This is a genomic window from Micromonospora sp. GCM10011541 (assembly GCF_042650725.1).
Classification (GTDB): Bacteria; Actinomycetota; Actinomycetes; order Mycobacteriales; family Micromonosporaceae; genus Micromonospora; species Micromonospora sicca.
Map to the genome: position 1 here is coordinate 233,090 of NZ_JBHSBP010000010.1, position 17,673 is coordinate 250,762.

Genomic DNA, 17,673 nt, shown 5'->3' on the forward strand with positions numbered 1-17,673 from the left:
TGGTGCGAGATAGATATCAATAGATAGACATACGACGGAAGCCCAGAGATTCGCGAGGGAAGCGCATAGAGATCAATTGATATAAATCATTGCCAGCCCCATGCTGTGACGTGAAGGATTTCGCCGTCACACCTCTCGGCGGGCTCCCCGGCCCGCCGGACACTCCCCCTGCCCGACCGTCAGTCCCGCGGCTCGGCCGGCAGTGTCAGCCGCATCGCCGGATCGCGGGTCGGTTGGAAGCCGAGCGACCGGTAGAGGGGCTGTGCGGGCTCGGAGCTGCGCAGGTCGACCGCCGCCGCTCGATCGTGCCGACCGCGCAGGCAGCCAGCGATCCCGGCGCCTCCGGCGCCTCGACCACGAACGCGGCCATCGGCTCGTCCGGATCGCTCAGCCGGTCCCGCGCACGGTACCGAGCCCGCCGGGCAGTCGCCGGCACGGTCCACTGTGGTGACGGACAGGGTGTCCGTCGTCCAGAAGGGACGACTTGCACCCGAGACCCGTGGCCGGGACCCTGGGGGCCCGGCCACACCGGCCTGACCGCTCCCCGGAGGCGACATGCACCTGCTCCGTACCGCGCCGCGCCGGCTGCTGGCCGGCGCGGGGACCCTGCTGCTCGGCGCCGCGCTCACCGCGCCCGCCAGCGCCGCCACCCGGCAGGAGACCGTCGGGTACGTGCGCCTTGCGCACCTCTCCCCCGACACCCCGGCCGTGGACGTCTACCTCTCCGCGCCGGGCGCGGCCGAGCCGCGGGTCTTCCCCGGCGTCGGGTACGGAGTGGTGTCGGCGTACCTGCCGCTGCCGGCCGGGCGGTACGCGGTGGCGATGCGCGGGGCAGGCGCCCCGGCCGACCAGCCGCCGGTGCTCACCACCGAGGTCGCGGTGGCGCCCGGCGCGGCGTACACGGTGGCCGGCGTCGGCCGGCACGCCGACCTGGGGCTGCGGGTGCTCACCGACGACCTGAGCGCCCCCGCCGGCGGCCAGGCCAAGCTGCGGGTGGTGCAGGCCTCGGTACGCGCGCCGGTGCTGGACGTCGCCGCCGCCGACGGGCCGACCATCGCCGACGCGGTCCGCTTCGCCACCACCACGGACTACCGTGAGGTCCAGCCGGGCCGCTGGCGCCTGCGGCTGGACGGCGGCACCGGTCCGAGCACGGACGCCGAGGTCAGCCTCCACGGTGGAGCCGTCTACTCGCTGCTGGTCCTGGACGCGAAGAGCGGCGGCCTCACCACCGAACTGCGGCAGGACGCCCGCGGCGGCACGGTGGTCCCGGCCGGAGGCGTCGACACCGGCGCGGGCGGGCTGGCCGGCCCGGCCGTCGGGACGTACGGGATGATCGCCGGCGGCCTGCTCGCGGGCGCCGTGCTGGTCGGGGTGGCGCTGCGTCGCCGGCGCGCCGCCTGGTGACCACCGGGCCGGGGCCCGCGATCCGACGGCACCGCGCCCGCCGGGCGCCGCCGGCCGCGCTCGGCGCGGCCGGCCTGGCGCTCTGCCTGGCCGCCGGCACCGGCGTCGGCCTCGCGGGCACCACCGGCACCGGCGGCACCGCGAGCCCGCCACCGGCCGTCGCCTGGCGGCCCAGCTGCGCCGCCGACTGCTCCACCCCGGTCACCGCACGCCCGCCGGACGCCCCCGTCCGGGTACGCGTGCCCCGGATCGGCGTCGACTCCCCACTGGCCGTGCTCGGGCTGGACCGGGCCGGCGCGCTCGTCCCGCCGGCCGACTTCGCCCGGGCCGGCTGGTACGGGGGCGGGCCGGCCCCCGGCGACCCCGGACCGGCGGTGCTCGCCGGCCACCTCGACTCGCGCGCCGGCCCGGCCGTCTTCGCCCGCCTCGGGGAACTGCGCCCCGGCGACCGGGTCGAGGTGCGCCGGGGCGACCGGTGGCTGCCGTTCCGGGTCACCGGCTCGCTGCGCGTCGCCAAGGACCGCTTCCCCACCACCCGCGTGTACGGTCCCACCCCCGGTCCGGAGTTGCGCCTGGTCACCTGCGGCGGCGACTTCGACCGCCGGCGCGCCCACTACCGCGACAACGTGGTGGTCTTCGCGGTCGCCGAGTCCCCGGCCGACCCGTTGCCCAGCTCCGCAGCCGGCTGACCCGATGCTCGGGGACGCCGCCGCGCGTGCCGACGGGCTAGGCTCCTGGAAATGCGGCTGGTGACGGGCGACGACATCACGGCGGCCGAGAAGCGCCTGGACGGGCGGGTGGTCCGGACCCCACTGCTGGCGGCCCCCTCGCTCGGCGCGGAGCTGGGCCTGCGGATCTCCGTGAAGGCGGAGAACCTCCAGCACACCGGCAGCTTCAAGGCGCGGGGCGCGATGAACGCGCTGCTCGCCCGCGCCGAACGCGAGGGCATGCCGGCCGGGCTGGTGGCCTTCTCCGCCGGCAACCACGCGATCGCGGTGGCCTTCGTCGGCCGCGCCTTCGGGCTGCCCACCGTGGTCTGCATGCCGCCGGGCGCGGTGCCCAGCAAGGTGGACACCGTCCGCCGGCTCGGCGCCGAGGTGGTCCTCACCCACGACCTGCTGGACACCGCGCAGGGCCTCGCGGCCGAACGCGGGTACCACCTGCTGCCGCCCTTCGACGACCCCGACGTGATCGCCGGCCAGGCCACCATCGGCCGGGAGCTGCTGGCCGACGGCCCGGTCCCGGCCCTGGTGCTGGTGCCGGTCGGCGGTGGAGGCCTGATCAGCGGCATCGCGGCGGCGGTGAAGGAGGCCTCCCCCGCCACCCGGATCGTCGGCGTGGAGCCGGACGGCGCGAACGCGATGTCGTACGCCCTGCGCACCGGCACGCCCACCCCGCCGGTACGACCGGCCTCGGTCGCCGACGGTCTGGCCGCCCCGTTCGCCGGACGGCACACCCTGGCCCACGTCCGGGCGTTGGTCGACGACGTGGTGGAGGTGCCGGAGGAGTCGATCCTCCCCGCCTGGTCGGACCTGGTGGACGCGACGAAGCTGCTGGTGGAGCCGGCCGCCGCGGTGACCCTGGCGGCGCTGCGCGCGGGTCTGGTCACGGTGGCCCCCGACGACCGGGTCGTCCTGGTCCTCAGCGGCGGCAACGTGGACCGGTCCCGCCTCGCCGCCCTCGGCTGACCGCCCTCCCGCCCCGGCCGGCCGGTGGCCGGGTCAGATCGGGCGGCGGCCGGCGAAGCCGCACTCCACCCGGTGGTACCAGCGCACGTCGGAGTCGCCCTCCAGCCAGCACCAGAGCACCTGGCGGCCGTCCCGCTCGCCGGGGAAGTCCAGCAGCACCGGGGCGATCCCCTTGACCTGGATCTCGTGGGTGTGGAACTCGTCCACGATGGCGTGCAGCCGGGCTTCGAGGGCCTTGACCTCGGCCAGCCCGCCGAGCACGCTGGCCCCGTGGTCGGCCAGGTCGCCCCGCAGCTCGGCCAGGTCGGCCCGGTGCCGGATCAGCTGGTCGACGCGCGGCCGCAGGGTGGCCACCAGATGGCGTGCCTGGGCGAGAGTGAACACCGCGCCAGTATGCGGCACGGTGCGGCCGCCGCTCGCCCCCGCCGTCGGACGCCGCGGTAGACGCGTGCACTCCGGCTCCCCGGCGTGGGGGTGTCCGACACCTGCGGATGCCCCCACCTCCCCGACCTGGGGTCGATCACCGGCCCGAGCCGGGCGGGGCGGATGGCTCACTCGGCCTGGGCGGCCAGTTCGCGGGCCCGGTCGCGGGCGGCTTCCAGCGCCGCCAGCATGGCCGCGCGGACGCCGTGGTTCTCCAGCTCGCGGATCGCCGAGATGGTGGTGCCGGCCGGTGAGGTGACCGCCTCGCGGAGCTTGACCGGGTGTTCGCCGGAGTCGCGCAGCATCACCGCCGAGCCGATCGCGGTCTGCACGATCAGCTCGTGCGCCACCTGCCGCGGCAGGCCGAGCAGGATGCCGGCGTCGATCATGGCCTCGACCAGGAGGTAGAAGTAGGCCGGGCCGGAGCCGGAGAGGGCGGTCACCGCGTCCTGCTGCGACTCGGGCACCCGCAGGGTCGAGCCGAGCGGGGAGAACATCTCCTCGGCGAGCGCCAGGTGCTCACCGGTGGCGTGGGCGCCGGCCGAGATGGCGCTCATCGCCTCGTCGACCAGGGCCGGGGTGTTGGTCATCACCCGGACCACCGGGGTGCCCTCGGGCAGCCGGGGGCTGAAGAAGGTGGTGGGCAGGCCGGCGCAGAGCGAGATCACCAGCTTGTCGGCGGGGACCTTGGGGCCGATCTCGTCGAGCAGCGTTGCGGCGTCCTGCGGCTTGACCGAGATGGCCAGCACCGCCGCCTCGTCCACCGCGGTGAGGTTGTCCACCACCCGGACGCCGTACCGGGCGGTCAGCTCCTCGGCGCGGCTCGACCGGCGGGCCGTGGCGAGCAGTCGCTCCACCGGCCAGCCCGAGCGGAGCAGGCCGGAGAGCATCAGCTCGCCGATCTTGCCCGCGCCGATCACCGCGACCGTGTGCACCCCGGGTGCCATCGCGCCGTACCCCTCTCGGTGGAGCCGCGGCGCGGCGGTCCCCCGCGGGACCGCCGCACCGTCTGCCGTCGATCAGCTGCCGAAGAAGACCTCGGCCTCGGCGTACCGCTCCAGCGGCACGGTCTTCAGCTCGCGGGTGGCCTCGGCCAGCGGAACCCGGACGATGTCCGTGCTCTGCATCGCGACCATCTTGCCCCAGTCGCCCTCGTGCACCGCGTCGATGGCCTGGAGCCCGAGCCGGGTGGCGAGCACCCGGTCGAACGCGCTCGGGGTGCCGCCGCGCTGGATGTGGCCGAGCACGACCGTGCGGGCCTCCTTGCCGGTCTTCGCCTCCAGCTGCTCGGCGAGCCACTGGCCGATGCCGCCGAGGCGGACGTGGCCGAACGAGTCGAGCTCCTGGTTGTGCAGGACCATCTGGCCTTCCAGCGGCTGCGCGCCCTCGGCGACCACGACGATCGGGGCGTACTGGTGCTGGAAGCGCTTCTCGACGTAGCCGGCGACCTGCTCCACGTCGAACTGCCGCTCCGGCAGCAGGATCACGTTGGCGCCGCCGGCGAGGCCGGCGTGCAGGGCGATCCAGCCGGCGTGCCGGCCCATCACCTCGACGACCAGGGTGCGGTGGTGACTCTCCGCCGTGGTGTGCAGCCGGTCGATCGCCTCCATGGCGATGTTGACCGCGGTGTCGAAGCCGAAGGTGTAGTCGGTGGCGCCGAGGTCGTTGTCGATGGTCTTCGGCACGCCGACGACGTTGACGCCCAGCTCGTGCAGCTTGGTGGCGACGCCGAGGGTGTCCTCGCCGCCGATCGCGATCAGCGCGTCCACGCCCTGCGCGGCCAGGTTCTCCTTGATCCGCTCCACCCCGTTCTCGATCTTGAACGGGTTGGTGCGGGACGAGCCGAGGATGGTGCCGCCGCGCGGCAGGATGCCGCGGACCTCCGCGATGCCGAGCGGCCTGGACAGCCCCTCCAGCGGGCCCTTCCAGCCGTCCTGGAAGCCCACGAACTCGTGACCGTAGGTGGCGACGCCCTTGCGGACCACCGCCCGAATGACCGCGTTGAGACCTGGGCAGTCGCCGCCGCCGGTGAGCACGCCGATACGCATGATCTGCTCATCCTCCTGGAGCATCAGGGTGAAGCCCGGATAAGCCCCAGGATATGCGTCAGATCAGACCATCGGCGCCGTTGCCGGCCCGGGGCGGGCCGTCAGTGCGCACTGTAGTCCGCGTGGGGGTCCGCCGACACCGCGCCCCGGCCGGTCCCGAGCGCCGGTCCGGCTACCCGTCAGTAGCTGACCTCGTGGTTCTCCCCCGCCTTCGGCGGCCGCCCGGTCACCGCCGCCCTGGCGAAGCCGAGCAGGTTCACCACCGTGCCGCCCGGCGAGTCCCAGTACTCGACCGAGCTCACGTGCACCTTGAGCAGCGTGATCCCCGGGGTGTCCAGCCCGTCCGGGAACCAGGTCTTCAGCAGCGGGTTCCACAGCCGCTCGGCGCGGGCCCGGTCCCAACCCTCCTGCGCGGTGCCCGCCACCGAGACCCAGGCGTGCCGGCGCTGGTCGGAGAACCCGACATTGACCTGCGGGTTCACCCGGATCTGGCGAACCTTGGCGGAGTCGGCGTAGGCGAAGAACCACAGATCACCGTCGAACTCGGCGGCCTGCAGGCCCATCGGCCGGCTGACCAGCCGGCCGTCCACGGCGGTCGTGGTGAGCAGGCAGATCCGGGCGTCCCTGATCAGCTCGGTGACCCGCCCCCGGGCGTCCGCGGCGGTGGTCGGCTCCTTGCGCATGGCGGCACTCCCTCGCATCGGATCGATGTCGAACGGTGCCCGGGACAGAACCGGTCAAACCTGCGGGACCCGACCTTCCGGGCAGATTACCGGCGGCTCATCGCCCGCCACCGGGCCAGGTTGTGCCGGGCGTCGACCAGGGCGTCGTGCCGGTCCGCCTCGGCGTCCGGCAGCTTCGGGCGGCCCCGGTCGTCCCAGAGCTGGCGCAGCTCCTTGGTGAACCGGGGGATCTCCCGGGGCAGCGCCGGCATGGCGCCCCAGAGCTGGGCCAGCACCACGTGGTCGTACGCGGCGTACCAGGCCCAGAGCTCCAGCTGCTCTCCCGGCCGGTCCCGGATCGGCTCCATCAGGAAGTCGTACAGGTCGTCGCGGATGCGTTCCCGCGAGCGCCAGGCCCGGTCCGCCGGCGAGGGGAGCTTGTCGAGGACGTTGCGGCGCACCCACGGCACGGCCCGGGAGTCGTCGAACTCGGTGGAGACCGCGTAGAACTCGCGGCCGTACTCGTCGACGACGCCGATCGACACGAGGTCGACGATCCGGCCGTCCTCGATGAATTCGCAGTCGTAGAAGTAGCGGTAGACCATCCCCGCCATCCTCGCCCACGACGGCCGGACGCCGGTCGGCGGGGCACGGGACGAGCCGGCCGGCGCCCCCGCACCGCAGCTCGGCAGGGTCACGGAAGTGTTTCCAGGGGTGTACAGCAAGCGACCGGACCGTCATGATCTGATGTGTACCGCTACCGGACGCCGAACCGGTTCAGAACCTCGTACCGGGGGCTGTCAGGTTCACCCGGCTGCGATTTGGTCCTTGACCGGGGAGGGGTTGGGCCGTGGAGGTTCGCCTGCCGGAGCCGGGTGACGCGCTCACCGGCGTGGAGATGTTCGCCGGACTCGAGCCGGAGGTGCGGCAACGCGTGATCGCCGCGGCGGTCCCGCGCACCTACCGCAAGGGTCAGCTGCTGTTCGTGGAGAACGATCCCGGCGAGTCGCTGATCGTGCTGCGCCGGGGGGCGGTGGCCGTCTTCCGCACCGCGCCCACCGGTGAGCGGGCGGTGCTGTCGGTGATCCGTCCACCCGATGTGCTCGGCGAGGTCTCCCTGTTGGACGCCTCCACCCGGTCCGCCTCCGCCGAGGCCATCGAGGACTCCGCCGCCCTCGCGCTGTCCCGACCGGCCTTCATGGAGCTCGTGCACTCCAACCCGCGGATCCTCGACGCGGTGATGCGCTCGCTCGGCGGGCTGATCCGCCGGCTCACCGAACAGAACGCCGATCACGTCTTCCTCGACCTGCCCGGCCGGGTGGCCAAGACGCTGGTCCGGCTGGCCGGGGAGAGCCAGGCCCCGATGATCACGATCGAGCTCAACCAGAGCCAGCTCGCCGAGATGGCCGGCGGTTCCCGGCAGAGCGTCAACCAGGCGATCGGCTCGTTCGCCAGCCGGGGCTGGCTGCGTACCGAGGGACGCCGGATCGTGGTGACCGACGTGGCCGCGCTGCGCCGCCGCGCCGGCATGAACGACCGCTGACGCGCCGCGCCGGTGTCGGACGTGGCCGAGGGCCGGGGTGGCGTCGCCGCCCCGGCCCTCGTCGGCACCGGCCTCAGACGCCGGCGCTGCCCGGCCCCGCCCAGGCGGTGGTGCTGCCGGGGCCGGCCCAGTCGGTGGTGTCCTTGCCGCCACCGGACCCCTCGCTGACGACCCCCTCCGCCTGCAGCGCGGCGAGCGTGGCGGCATCCACGTCGACCGACTCGCCCGCCGAGTGGTTGACCCCGTCGGGGTCGGTCCAGTCGCTCTCCAGCTTCACGTACACCATGGCGTATCCCCCTTGATCGCGGTCGGCATTCGGCCGCCTGAATGTAGCTCTTGACGCCGTCCGGAGAACTGTCCGCAAGCCAACAGCCCGGTACCTGACACCGCCGCCGGCGGCGATACTCACGGTGGACGCCGCGGGGGGCGCGGCGCCCGGCCGCGGGGCGGCCGGCAGATTCGCCAGTGGAGGGTGTCATCTCCGCGCAGTGTGACCGATGTGGACGTACCGCCGCCGACGGCGACCGCTTCTGCGGTGGCTGCGGCGCGGAGCTGGGCGCCGTCTGCCCGCACTGCCTGCGCCCGCTCGCCACCGACGTGACGTTCTGCACCTCGTGCGGGGCGCCCCGGACCGGGGCGCAGCGCCCGGCCGCGGCGCCCCAGGAGGACCGCCGCCGGGTCAGCGTGCTCTTCGTCGACCTGATCGACTTCACGCCGTACGTCGAGCGAACCGACCCGGAGCAGGTCCGCGGCATGCAGACCGGCTTCTTCTCGGCCGCCAAGCGGGTGGTCGGGCAGTACGGCGGCGTGGTCGAGAAGTACATCGGCGACGCGGTGATGGCGCTCTTCGGCGCCCCGGTGGCCACCGAGACCGACGCGCTGCGCTGCGTCCGCGCCGGGCTGGAGCTGCAGCGGGTGCTGACCCGGTTCGCCCCGACCGGCGCCGACGAGCTGCGGTTCCGGGTGGGCGTGGCGACCGGCGAGGCGCTGGTCGACGTGGCCGCCGCCCGGGACGGTGGGCAGGCCATCGTGGCCGGTGACGTGGTCAACACCGCGTCCCGGATGCAGTCGGTGGCGCCGCCCGGCGGGGTGCTGGTCTGCGGCGCCACCCACGCGCTGACCAAGGACGCCATCCGCTACTCCGAGCAGCCGCCGGTCACCCTGCGCGGGCGCTCCTCGCCGACCGAGGTCTGGCTGGCGCTGTCCCCGGTCCGCCGCCAGCCGACCGACCGGGAGCCGGACACCACCCCGCTGATCGACCGTGAGCACGAGCTGGGGCTGCTGGTCAACGCCCTGCACCGGTCGCTCCGGGACCAGATGCCGCAGGTGGTGACCGTCTTCGGGCGGGCCGGCATCGGCAAGAGCCGGCTCGTCCGCGAGCTGTACCGGCACGCCGGGCGGCTGGTCGACGAGCCGCTGACCTGGCGTACCGGGCGGTGCCCGCCGTTCGGCGAGAACGTCACGTTCGCCGCGCTGGCCGACGTGGTCAAGACCGAGGCGGGCATCCTGGACACCGACCCCGCACCGACCGCGGCGCAGCGGCTGGCCGCCGCGGTGACCGAGCTGGTCGGTCCCGGGGAGCGGGACCGGATCGTCGACGCCCTGCGCCCGCTGGTCGGGCTGACCGGCACCGCGCTGCCCGCGGAGGAGGCCGAGTCGGCGTGGCGGCGGTTCCTGCTGGCGCTGGCGGCCCGCCGACCCACCGTGCTGGTCTTCGAGGACCTGCACTGGGCCGACGACGCGATGCTGCGCTTCGTCGAGCTGCTCGGCGCGGCCGCCCGCGACGTCCCGCTGCTGCTGCTCTGCACGGCCCGGCCGGAGCTGGTCGACCGCGACCCGAGCTGGGCGGGGACGATCACCGGCTCGGTCACCATCACCCTGCCGCCGCTGCGGGACACCGGCATCGCCTCCCTCTACGCGCACATGTTCGGCCAGGCGGCCTTCTCCGCCGACATGCTCAGTCCGCTGGTCGAGGTAGCCGGCGGCAACCCGCTCTACGCCCACGAGTACGTCCGGATGCTGATCGAGCAGGGCGCGCTGCGCCAGTCGGGGCGCGGCTGGTCGCTGGAGAAGCACCTGGACCTGCCGATGCCGGAGAGCGTCCACGCGGTGATCGCCAACCGGGTGGACCTGCTCGACGCCAAGGACCGGGCGGTGCTGCTGGCCGCCTCGGTGGTGGGAGTGCAGTTCTGGCCGGGCGCGGTGGCCGCCGCCCTGGGCCTGGCGGTGGAGTCGGTGGAGCGGGCGCTGCGCCGGTTGGAGCAGCGCGACTTCGTGCACGAGCAGGCGGCGTCGACGATGGCCGGGCAGCCGGAGTTCCGGTTCCGGCACGTGCTGGTCCGGGACGTCTGCTACCAGCGGCTGCCGCGTACCGAGCGGGTGGCCCGGCACGAGCGGACGGCGGACTGGCTGGACGCGCTGTCGCAGAGCCGGGACACCGACCTGGCGGAGGTCCTCGCGCACCACCGGTGGGCGGCGCACGAGATCGCCCGGACGCTGGGCATGGACACCCACCGGTATGCCGGCCCGGCCCGCGCGGCGCTGCACCGGGCCGCCCGCCGGGCGTACGCGCTGCACGGCCTGGACGCGGCCGCCGGCCACGCGGGCCGCGCGCTCGGCCTGGCCGACGACGGCGACCCGGTGGGCCGGCTGCAACTGGAACTGCTGAGCACCGAGATCTCCTTCTACCGGGACGGCAACACCTTCCTCTCCGGCGGCGGGCCGGAGCAGTTGCACACCCTCGCCGACCGGCTGCTCGCGCACGGCGACGACGCCTGCGCCGCCCGGGCCTGGACGCTGCTCGGCCAGGCGGCCTGGCTGCGCGCCGACCGGGCTACGGCGGTGGCCTGCCTGGACCGGGCGGTGGGGCTCTTCGAGCCGCTGCCGGACAGCGCCCAGAAGGCGGACGCGCACGCCGAGCTGGGCCGGCTGCACATGCTGAACTACGAGCGGGACGCGGCCGTCGCGGCGGCGGAGACGGCGGCGGAGATCGGCGAGCGGCTGGGGCTGGCGGAGATCCGCACCAACGCCCGGATCACCGCGGCCACCGCCCGCTACCAGGCCGGCGACCGGCTGGGCCTGGACGAGCTGCACGCGATCGTGGAGTTCAGCCGGGCCCAGCAGCTGCTGGCCCTGCCCCGGGCGATGCAGAACCTCGCGTACGCGGTCCGCGAGGAGGGCGACTGGCTGCGCTCGGACGCCCTGCTGTCGGCCGCGCCGGCGCGTACGGCCAGCGGGCAGACGCTGACCACCAGCTACTCCGGCGAGGCGATGCGGGCGTACTTCGACGGGGACTTCCCCCGCCTGCTCGCCGCCGCCGACGCGTTCGTGGACACGCCGACCGGTGGCTGGGACATGCAGGTCCGCGGGCTGCGCTCCTGCCTGCTGGTGCTGCGCGGCCGGCCGGTGCCGCCGGCGCCCCGGCCCGCGCCGCCGCAGCGGAACGGCACGGCCGGGCACGATGAGCTGTCGCGGCACCGGGACGACGTGGCCGCCGCGCTGGACACGGCCCGCCGCAGCGGCTTCCACCGCCCGCACTGGACGATGCTCGGCATGGCGGCGCTCTGCCGGGCCCTGCAGGGGCGGGCCGACGAGGCGGCGGCGCTGGTCGACGAGCTGGCCGACTCCTGGTCGGCAGTGCCGGCGCTGGCCAGCGGCGAGTGGATCGCCGCGGCGGCGTACGCGGCGGCGCTGGCCGGCCGGGACGCGGCGGTGCGGGTCCGGGCGATGCTGGACCGGCTGGGACACCGCACGCCGTGGTCGGAGGCGGCGCTGCGGACGGTCACCGGGGCCCTCGCGGCGGCCGACGGCGATCACCGGCGCGCCGGCGAGCTGCACCTGGCCGGCGCCGAGATCTACGCGCGGATCCCGGACGTCACCGACCGGATGCTCGCGCTCGCGCTGGCCGCCGCCGAGCTGGACCGGGCCGGCGAGCCGGCGGCGGCCGGGCCGCCGCTGGCCGAGGTGCGGGCCTTCGCGCGGCGCAACGAGGCGCCCGGCCTGCTCGCCCTGGCCCGGCAGCCGGTCGCCGACACCGGGCCCGCGGTGGCCTGCTGAGGCCCGGTCAGACGGGGACGGGTTGGCTCGGCACGGCCGGGCGGCTCTTCGCCTTCTGCGCGTACATGTCGACGTACTCGCGGCCGGAGAGCTCCATCAGCTCGTACATGATCTCGTCGGTGACCGCGCGCTCGACGAACCGGTCGCCGGCCATCCCGGCGTACCGGGAGAAGTCCAGCGGCGCGCCGAAGCGGATCCGCACCCGCTTGACGTTGGGGATCAGCTGGCCCGGGGGCTGGATCTCGTCGGCGTTGAGCATCGCCAACGGGACCACCGGGGCGCCGCTCTCCAACGCCAGCCGGGCCACCCCGGTCTTGCCCCGGTAGAGCCGGCCGTCCGGCGACCGGGTGCCCTCGGGGTAGATGCCGGCGATGCCGCCGGACCGCAGCACCTTGAGCTGCGTGTCCAGCGCCGCGCGGGCGGCCCGGCCGCCGGAGCGGTCGACCGGGATGGTGCCGGAGCCGACGAAGAACATCTTGGTCAGCCAACCCTTGATGCCCTTACCGAGGAAGTATTCCGCTTTGGCGATGAATGTGACTTTTCGCTTGACGATGAGCGGGGTGAAGATCGAGTCCGAGAAGGAGAGGTGGTTGCTGGCCAGGATGACCGGGCCGGTCTCCGGGACGTTCTCGAGCCCCTCCACCTGCGGGCGGAAGATCAGCCTCAGCAGCGGCCCGAGAATGATGTACTTCATCAGCCAGTACAGCACCGGTGTCCTTCCAGCGGGGGTGGCGACACCCGTCGCCGGGAGCCTGGCCGGGTCGCCGGCACCCGCCCGGGACCACGCCCGAGGCGCCGTCGGCGAGCGGGACTGTCGGGCATGAGCCTACGAACCAGGAGCGGCACGCCACAACGCACTCCCGGAACCGGGTCCTGACGTGTCACGATTCAGGGCACGGCGTAGGGCGCGCCGCGGCGAGGAGCACCGTCGGGTGCGACGAGGAGGGTGTCCGGTGTCAGCGGGTGGGCCCCGTCGGGGACGGCGGGACAACGGGCTCGACGCGAGCGAGTACGCCGTCGCGGGTGACGTGGATCCGCGCGTCGGCGAACACCTGCTCGACGTGCTCGCCGCCGGCGGCATCGCCGCGTACCTCCAGCCCTCCGCCGACCTCAACCCGGTGACCCGCACCACCACCGTGCCGTCCCGGCCGGTCGACCGGCTCTACGTCGACCGCTCCCACCTGACCACCGCCCGGGACTACCTCACCCAGCTCGCCGACGAGGGCACCCCCGAGCCGGCCCGGGACGACGAGCCCGACATCGAGGCCGAGTGGGCCCGGATCGTCGCCGCCTTCGACACCGCGCCCGCCCCCGGGAGCCACCCCTGGCCCGCCGCCGAGGACGTGGACGACCCGGTCGACCCGTCCGAACCGGCCGGCGGGGCGTCCCCGCGCACCGGGGCCGAGGAGTCCGGCGGGCCGACCGCCACCGACGTCCGGCGCCTGCCGTACGCGGCCGACATCTCCGGGATCTCGGTCAGTCGCGGCCGGCAGGACGAGCCGTCGCTCCTGGACGGCCTGGACACCTTCGGCGCCGACCTGCCGGCGGACGCCGACGAGGAGCACTACACCCCACCCCCGCCGCCCCCGCTGCCCCGCTTCTCGAAGTACACGGTGGTCGGCGTCATGGCCATCGTCGTCGGCTTCGCGCTCTTCCTCTACCCAACGGCACTCCCGGTCGACCCCTCGGTGGTGACGCTGCTCGGCTTCACCGGCATCCTGGCCGGCTTCGTGACCCTGATCTGGCGGCTGCGTCCGGGCGACACCGACGACCATGACCCGGACGACGGCGCGGTCGTCTGACCCCGCCCTTGGGCGGGCGCCCGCATCCCGGGACGGCGATGGACCACCGGCCGGTGACGTAACAGTGGTGTAACTTACGGTCAGTAGGAATACCGCTGTCCGTCACTTCCCCCACTGACTGCCCGGTTCCTCCCCGCTCGCGGCGGTCAGCCCCTGCTGATCGGAATGCCCGAGATGCGACAGAGTCCCCTCGTGGTGGTCGCCAACCGCCTCCCCATCGACGACAGTGTGGCGCCGGACGGCGCCTGCGAGTGGCGCCGCAGCCCCGGGGGCCTGGTGAGCGCCCTGCACCCCCTGCTGCGACATACCCCGGCCACCTGGGTCGGCTGGGCGGGCGGCACCGGCCCGGCGCCCCACCTGCCGGAGGTGGACGGCGTCCGCATGCACACCGTGCCGCTGACCGCCGAAGACCTCCGCGACCACTACGAGGGCTTCGCCAACGCGACCCTCTGGCCGCTCTACCACGACGCCGTCGAGCAGCCCGAGTACCACCGCCGCTGGTGGGACGCGTACCAGCGGGTCAACCAGCGGTTCGCCGAGGCCGCCGCCGAGGTGGCCGAGCCGGGCGCCCTGGTCTGGGTGCAGGACTACCACCTGCAACTGGTCCCCGGCCTACTCCGGGCGCTCCGCCCCGACCTGCGGATCGGGTTCTTCCTGCACGCGCCGTTCCCGCCACCGGAGCTGTTCATGCAGCTCCCGCGCCGGGTCGAGCTGCTGCGCGGGATGCTCGGCGCCGACCTGATCGGCTTCCAGCGGCCCCAGGCGGCGCACAACTTCGCGCAGCTGGTCACCAAGGTGCTCGGCCTGCCCGCCACCGACCGGCGGATCGGTGTCGGCGGCCGGGTGGTCCGGATCGGCGCCTTCCCGGTCTCCATCGACACCGCCGAGATGGCCGCGCTCGCCGCCCGGCCGGAGGTCGCCGACCGCGCCCGCCGGCTGCGCCGCGACCTCGGCAACCCCGAGCACGTCATCCTCAGCGTCGACCGGATGGACTACACCAAGGGCATCGAGCAGCGGCTCAAGGCGTACAGCGAGCTGCTGGCCAGCGGCGACGTCAAGGTGCGGGACACCGTACTGATCCAGGTGGCGGTGCCCAGCCGGGAACGGGTCGGCCAGTACCAGATCCTGCGGGAGCGGGTGGAGCGCGAGGTCGGGCGGATCAACGGCGAGTTCGGCCGGGTCGGCGAGCCGGCGATCCACTACCTCACCCAGACCTTCGACCGGGCCGAGCTGGCCGCCCTCTACCGGATCGCCGACGTGATGGCGGTGACCCCGCTGCGGGACGGGATGAACCTGGTCGCCAAGGAATACGTCGCCGCCCGGGTGGACGACACCGGCGCGCTGCTGCTCAGCGAGTTCGCCGGGGCGGCCACCGAGCTGTCCCAGGCGTTCCTGGTGAACCCGCACGACCTGGAGGGGCTCAAGCAGGAGCTGCTCGCCGCGCTGCGGGCCGCGCCGGCCGACGTGGCCGCGCGGATGCGGGCGATGCGGAAGCACCTGCACCGCAACGACATCCACGCCTGGGCCCGGTCCTACCTCAGCGCGCTGGACGAGAGCGGCTCCCTGCTCACCCGGCTCGCCGCGACCGACTGAGCCGGCCCGACGCCGAGGGCGGCGCTCAGCCGGCCGCCGGCGCCGGGTCCTTCTCCAGCCAGTCGAGGATCGCGTCGATCGGCTCCCGCCAGCGGGCGTCCAGCATCAGGTCGTGGCCCATGCCGGGGAAGAGCAGCGGGGCCGAGGCGTACCGGCGGGCGGCCCGGGTCAGCGCGGCGGCCGGCACCACCCGGTCGTCGGGGCTGCCCAGCACCAGCACCGGCGGTCGGCCCACCGCCGGCTCGGGCTCCCGGCCGGTCAGCAGCTGCCACTGGGCGCGGCGGCCGGCCCGGCCCAGCCGGGCAGCGTACCGGCGCGCCTCGGCGTCCGGCAGTTCCCGGCTGAACAACTGCCGGCGGCTCAGCCGCAGGCCCCCGCCGAACACCGCCGGCAGGGTGCCGCCTGGATTGCGCCGCAGCGCGGCACCGAGCGTCCCCCAGCCACCGAGCACCGGTGCCACCAGCACCGCGGCCCGGGCCGGGTAGCGGGCCAGCGCGTGCGTGACCACCCGGGCCCCGGCGCCGTGCCCCACCAGCACCGCCCGCCGCGGCAGGCCCGCCGCCACCTGGGTCACGTCGTGGGCGTACGACCGCAGCGTCGCCCCCGGCGCCGGCTCGCTGCCGCCGTGCCCGCGCAGGCTGAGCGCGTACGCGGGGAAACCGCGGGACACCGCGTGCTCCAACCAGTGCTCGGCGAACGCCCACGCCCCGTGCCCGAACCCGGGCACGAAGAGCAGCGGTGGCCGACCCTCCTCCAGTTGCGGCACGGCGCTGAGCACCTCGCGACGGGCGGGGCGCTCCGGTCGGGCCCACTCCCGGGCCCGCACGATCCGCACCCGCTCGATACTCACTGGGCCACCCCTTCGTTCGCGACTGCCGGGCTCCGCTTCGCTGCACTCCTCGCGCTCACCGGGCCACCCCTTCGTTCGCGACTGCGGGGCTCCGCTTCGCTGCACTCCTCGCGCTCACCGGGCCACCCCTTCGTTCGCGACTGCGGGGCTCCGCTTCGCTGCACTCCTCGCGCTCACCGGCCGCCTTCCAGCTCGTCCAGGGCGCGCTGGACGGCGCGCAGGTAGTCGGCGTGGCCCACCTCGAACCAGTGGCGGGTGCTGTCCTTGACCGCGCCGGAGTAGCGCTCGCCGACGCCGGCGGCGACCTTCTTGGCGAACGCCGCGGCCCGGTCCGGCCGGGTGGCCCGCAGCCGCAGCAGCCGGGCGAAGAGCACGCTCTGCCAGTGCGAGATGGTGAAGACGCCGGAATCCGGCTGCACCAGGCCGACCACCGCCAGGGTGGGGTGCCCGGCGGTGAACTCGTTCAGCCAGAGCCGGGGCCGGCCGACGCCCTCGTCGTCGCCGAGCACCTTCGCCTCCAGGAACTCGAAGCGCGGCAGGTAGCCGGTGGCGAAGATGACCAGCTCGGGGTCGATCTCCCGGCCGTCGGTCAGCTCGACCGACCGGTCGTGGAAGCGGGCCAGCTCCGGCACCGGGCTGATCTCGCCGTGACCGACGTAGTACACGAGCTGGCTGTTCGCGATCGGGTGCGTCTCGTAGACCCGATGGTCCGGCTTGGGCAGGCCGAACCGGGTGAGGTCGCCGACGGTGAGCCGCAGCGTCCAGTGGTAGAGCCACTGGCGGACCCGCAGCGGCACCCGCAGCGCGAGCAGGCTGTCGTTGACCTGGTCGGCGGGACGGCCGAGGACGTACTTCGGGGCGTACCAGTAGCCGCGGCGGGTGGAGTGCCAGCAGCGGGACGCCTGCTGGGCCGCCTCGACCGCGATGTCGCAGCCGGTGTTGCCGGCGCCGACCACCAGCACCCGCTTGCCGCGCAACTGCGCCGGGTCCTTGTAGGACGAGGCGTGCATCACCTCGCCGCGGAACCCCTCCAGCCCCTCGTAGCGGGGCAGCTTCGGCGACCAGTTGTGCCCGTTGGCGACAACCACCGCCGCATACCGCGAGGTGCGCTCCGGGCCGTACCCGCCGGTGCTGCGGGTGGTCACGTCCCAGCGGTCCCCCTCGACCGGCTCCACCCGCACCACCTCAGTGCCGAACCAGATGTGCCGGCGCAGGTCGAAGTGGTCGGCGTACCGCTCGAAGTAGGACAGCAGCTGGCTGTGGTGCGGGTAGTCCGGCCAGTCGTCCGGCATCGGGAAGTCGGGGAACTGGGTGAACGGCCGGGACGAGATGAGGTGGGTGCTGGCGTAGACCGGGCTGCGGTCGTGCCGCCAGTTCCAGGCCCCGCCGACGCCGGTCTCCCGCTCGTAGCAGTCCACGCCGAAGCCGTGCTCGGCGAGGTTCTTCACCGCGGTGAGGCCGCTGGCCCCGGCCCCGATGACGCAGACCGTGTCACCCCGGTCCGAGACCGGGCGGCCGTCCGGGGTCTGGGCGAGCGTCCCCGGCGGAGCGTCGGGGCGGCCGAGGTCGGTGGAGGAGGACACCGGGGAATCTCCTTATGTACG

General features: G+C 74.4%; 16 protein-coding genes. 7 read left to right on the forward strand and 9 right to left on the reverse strand.

From position 1 onward, the window contains the following. Positions 1-555 precede the first annotated feature (555 nt). The 3 genes from ACFOYX_RS05465 to ACFOYX_RS05475 are packed head-to-tail and all read left to right on the forward strand — an operon-like array spanning position 556 to position 3,092. Positions 556-1,404, forward strand: coding sequence for a DUF4397 domain-containing protein (locus ACFOYX_RS05465; protein WP_322442015.1), 849 nt, complete (start codon positions 556-558; stop codon positions 1,402-1,404). Continuing rightward, complete coding sequence (locus tag ACFOYX_RS05470; protein ID WP_322442016.1) at positions 1,401-2,093, forward strand: class F sortase; 693 nt, start codon at positions 1,401-1,403, stop codon at positions 2,091-2,093. The genes ACFOYX_RS05465 and ACFOYX_RS05470 overlap by 4 nt, the downstream gene beginning before the upstream one ends. A gap of 51 nt (positions 2,094-2,144) precedes the next feature. Then, a complete protein-coding gene (locus tag ACFOYX_RS05475) occupies positions 2,145-3,092 on the forward strand; it encodes a threonine/serine dehydratase (RefSeq protein WP_322442017.1) in 948 nt (315 codons plus the stop codon). A 33-nt stretch (positions 3,093-3,125) separates the two neighbouring features. Here ACFOYX_RS05475 and ACFOYX_RS05480 read toward each other — a convergent pair whose 3' ends face one another. The 5 genes from ACFOYX_RS05480 to ACFOYX_RS05500 form a co-directional block, all read right to left on the reverse strand. Further along, entirely contained in the window at positions 3,126-3,476 is a 351-nt protein-coding gene (locus ACFOYX_RS05480) for a DUF2203 domain-containing protein (RefSeq protein WP_322442018.1), read from the reverse strand. Positions 3,477-3,643: 167 nt separating this feature from the next. After that, positions 3,644-4,462, reverse strand: coding sequence for a pyrroline-5-carboxylate reductase (proC, locus tag ACFOYX_RS05485; RefSeq protein WP_322442019.1), 819 nt, complete (start codon positions 4,460-4,462; stop codon positions 3,644-3,646). 72 nt (positions 4,463-4,534) lie between these two features. Continuing rightward, entirely contained in the window at positions 4,535-5,563 is a 1,029-nt protein-coding gene (locus ACFOYX_RS05490) for a 6-phosphofructokinase (RefSeq protein WP_109803558.1), read from the reverse strand. A 179-nt stretch (positions 5,564-5,742) separates the two neighbouring features. Continuing rightward, positions 5,743-6,246 carry a pyridoxamine 5'-phosphate oxidase family protein gene (locus ACFOYX_RS05495; RefSeq protein ID WP_322442020.1) on the reverse strand — a complete coding sequence of 168 codons (504 nt, stop codon included), beginning with the start codon at positions 6,244-6,246 and terminating at the stop codon, positions 5,743-5,745. A gap of 86 nt (positions 6,247-6,332) precedes the next feature. Further along, complete coding sequence (locus ACFOYX_RS05500; protein WP_322442021.1) at positions 6,333-6,830, reverse strand: polyadenylate-specific 3'-exoribonuclease AS; 498 nt, start codon at positions 6,828-6,830, stop codon at positions 6,333-6,335. Between the two features lie 245 nt (positions 6,831-7,075). Between ACFOYX_RS05500 and ACFOYX_RS05505 the strand changes: the two genes are divergently transcribed. Next, positions 7,076-7,768 (forward strand): Crp/Fnr family transcriptional regulator, encoded by a 693-nt coding sequence (locus ACFOYX_RS05505; RefSeq protein ID WP_109803542.1) that lies wholly within the window; start codon positions 7,076-7,078, stop codon positions 7,766-7,768. Between the two features lie 73 nt (positions 7,769-7,841). Here the strand turns inward: ACFOYX_RS05505 and ACFOYX_RS05510 are convergent, their stop codons facing one another. Beyond that, positions 7,842-8,054, reverse strand: coding sequence for a hypothetical protein (locus ACFOYX_RS05510; protein ID WP_109803541.1), 213 nt, complete (start codon positions 8,052-8,054; stop codon positions 7,842-7,844). A gap of 179 nt (positions 8,055-8,233) precedes the next feature. On the opposite strand from ACFOYX_RS05510, the gene ACFOYX_RS05515 reads away from it, so the two are divergent. Beyond that, positions 8,234-11,824, forward strand: coding sequence for an adenylate/guanylate cyclase domain-containing protein (locus ACFOYX_RS05515; RefSeq protein WP_322442022.1), 3,591 nt, complete (start codon positions 8,234-8,236; stop codon positions 11,822-11,824). Positions 11,825-11,831: 7 nt separating this feature from the next. Here ACFOYX_RS05515 and ACFOYX_RS05520 read toward each other — a convergent pair whose 3' ends face one another. Next, positions 11,832-12,533, reverse strand: coding sequence for a lysophospholipid acyltransferase family protein (locus ACFOYX_RS05520; RefSeq protein ID WP_322442023.1), 702 nt, complete (start codon positions 12,531-12,533; stop codon positions 11,832-11,834). A gap of 244 nt (positions 12,534-12,777) precedes the next feature. Between ACFOYX_RS05520 and ACFOYX_RS05525 the strand changes: the two genes are divergently transcribed. Both ACFOYX_RS05525 and ACFOYX_RS05530 read left to right on the forward strand, forming a co-directional pair. After that, positions 12,778-13,626 carry a hypothetical protein gene (locus tag ACFOYX_RS05525; protein WP_109803538.1) on the forward strand — a complete coding sequence of 283 codons (849 nt, stop codon included), beginning with the start codon at positions 12,778-12,780 and terminating at the stop codon, positions 13,624-13,626. 174 nt (positions 13,627-13,800) lie between these two features. Continuing rightward, on the forward strand, positions 13,801-15,219 hold the full coding sequence (locus ACFOYX_RS05530; RefSeq protein ID WP_322442024.1) for a trehalose-6-phosphate synthase: 1,419 nt from the start codon (positions 13,801-13,803) through the stop codon (positions 15,217-15,219). A 25-nt stretch (positions 15,220-15,244) separates the two neighbouring features. On the opposite strand, the gene ACFOYX_RS05535 is transcribed toward ACFOYX_RS05530, so the two are convergent. Both ACFOYX_RS05535 and ACFOYX_RS05540 read right to left on the reverse strand, forming a co-directional pair. Continuing rightward, positions 15,245-16,063: an alpha/beta fold hydrolase gene (locus ACFOYX_RS05535; protein ID WP_322442041.1), complete on the reverse strand. Its 819-nt coding sequence runs from the start codon at positions 16,061-16,063 to the stop codon at positions 15,245-15,247. Between the two features lie 179 nt (positions 16,064-16,242). Continuing rightward, positions 16,243-17,652, reverse strand: coding sequence for a flavin-containing monooxygenase (locus tag ACFOYX_RS05540; protein WP_375373542.1), 1,410 nt, complete (start codon positions 17,650-17,652; stop codon positions 16,243-16,245). Positions 17,653-17,673 lie beyond the last annotated feature (21 nt).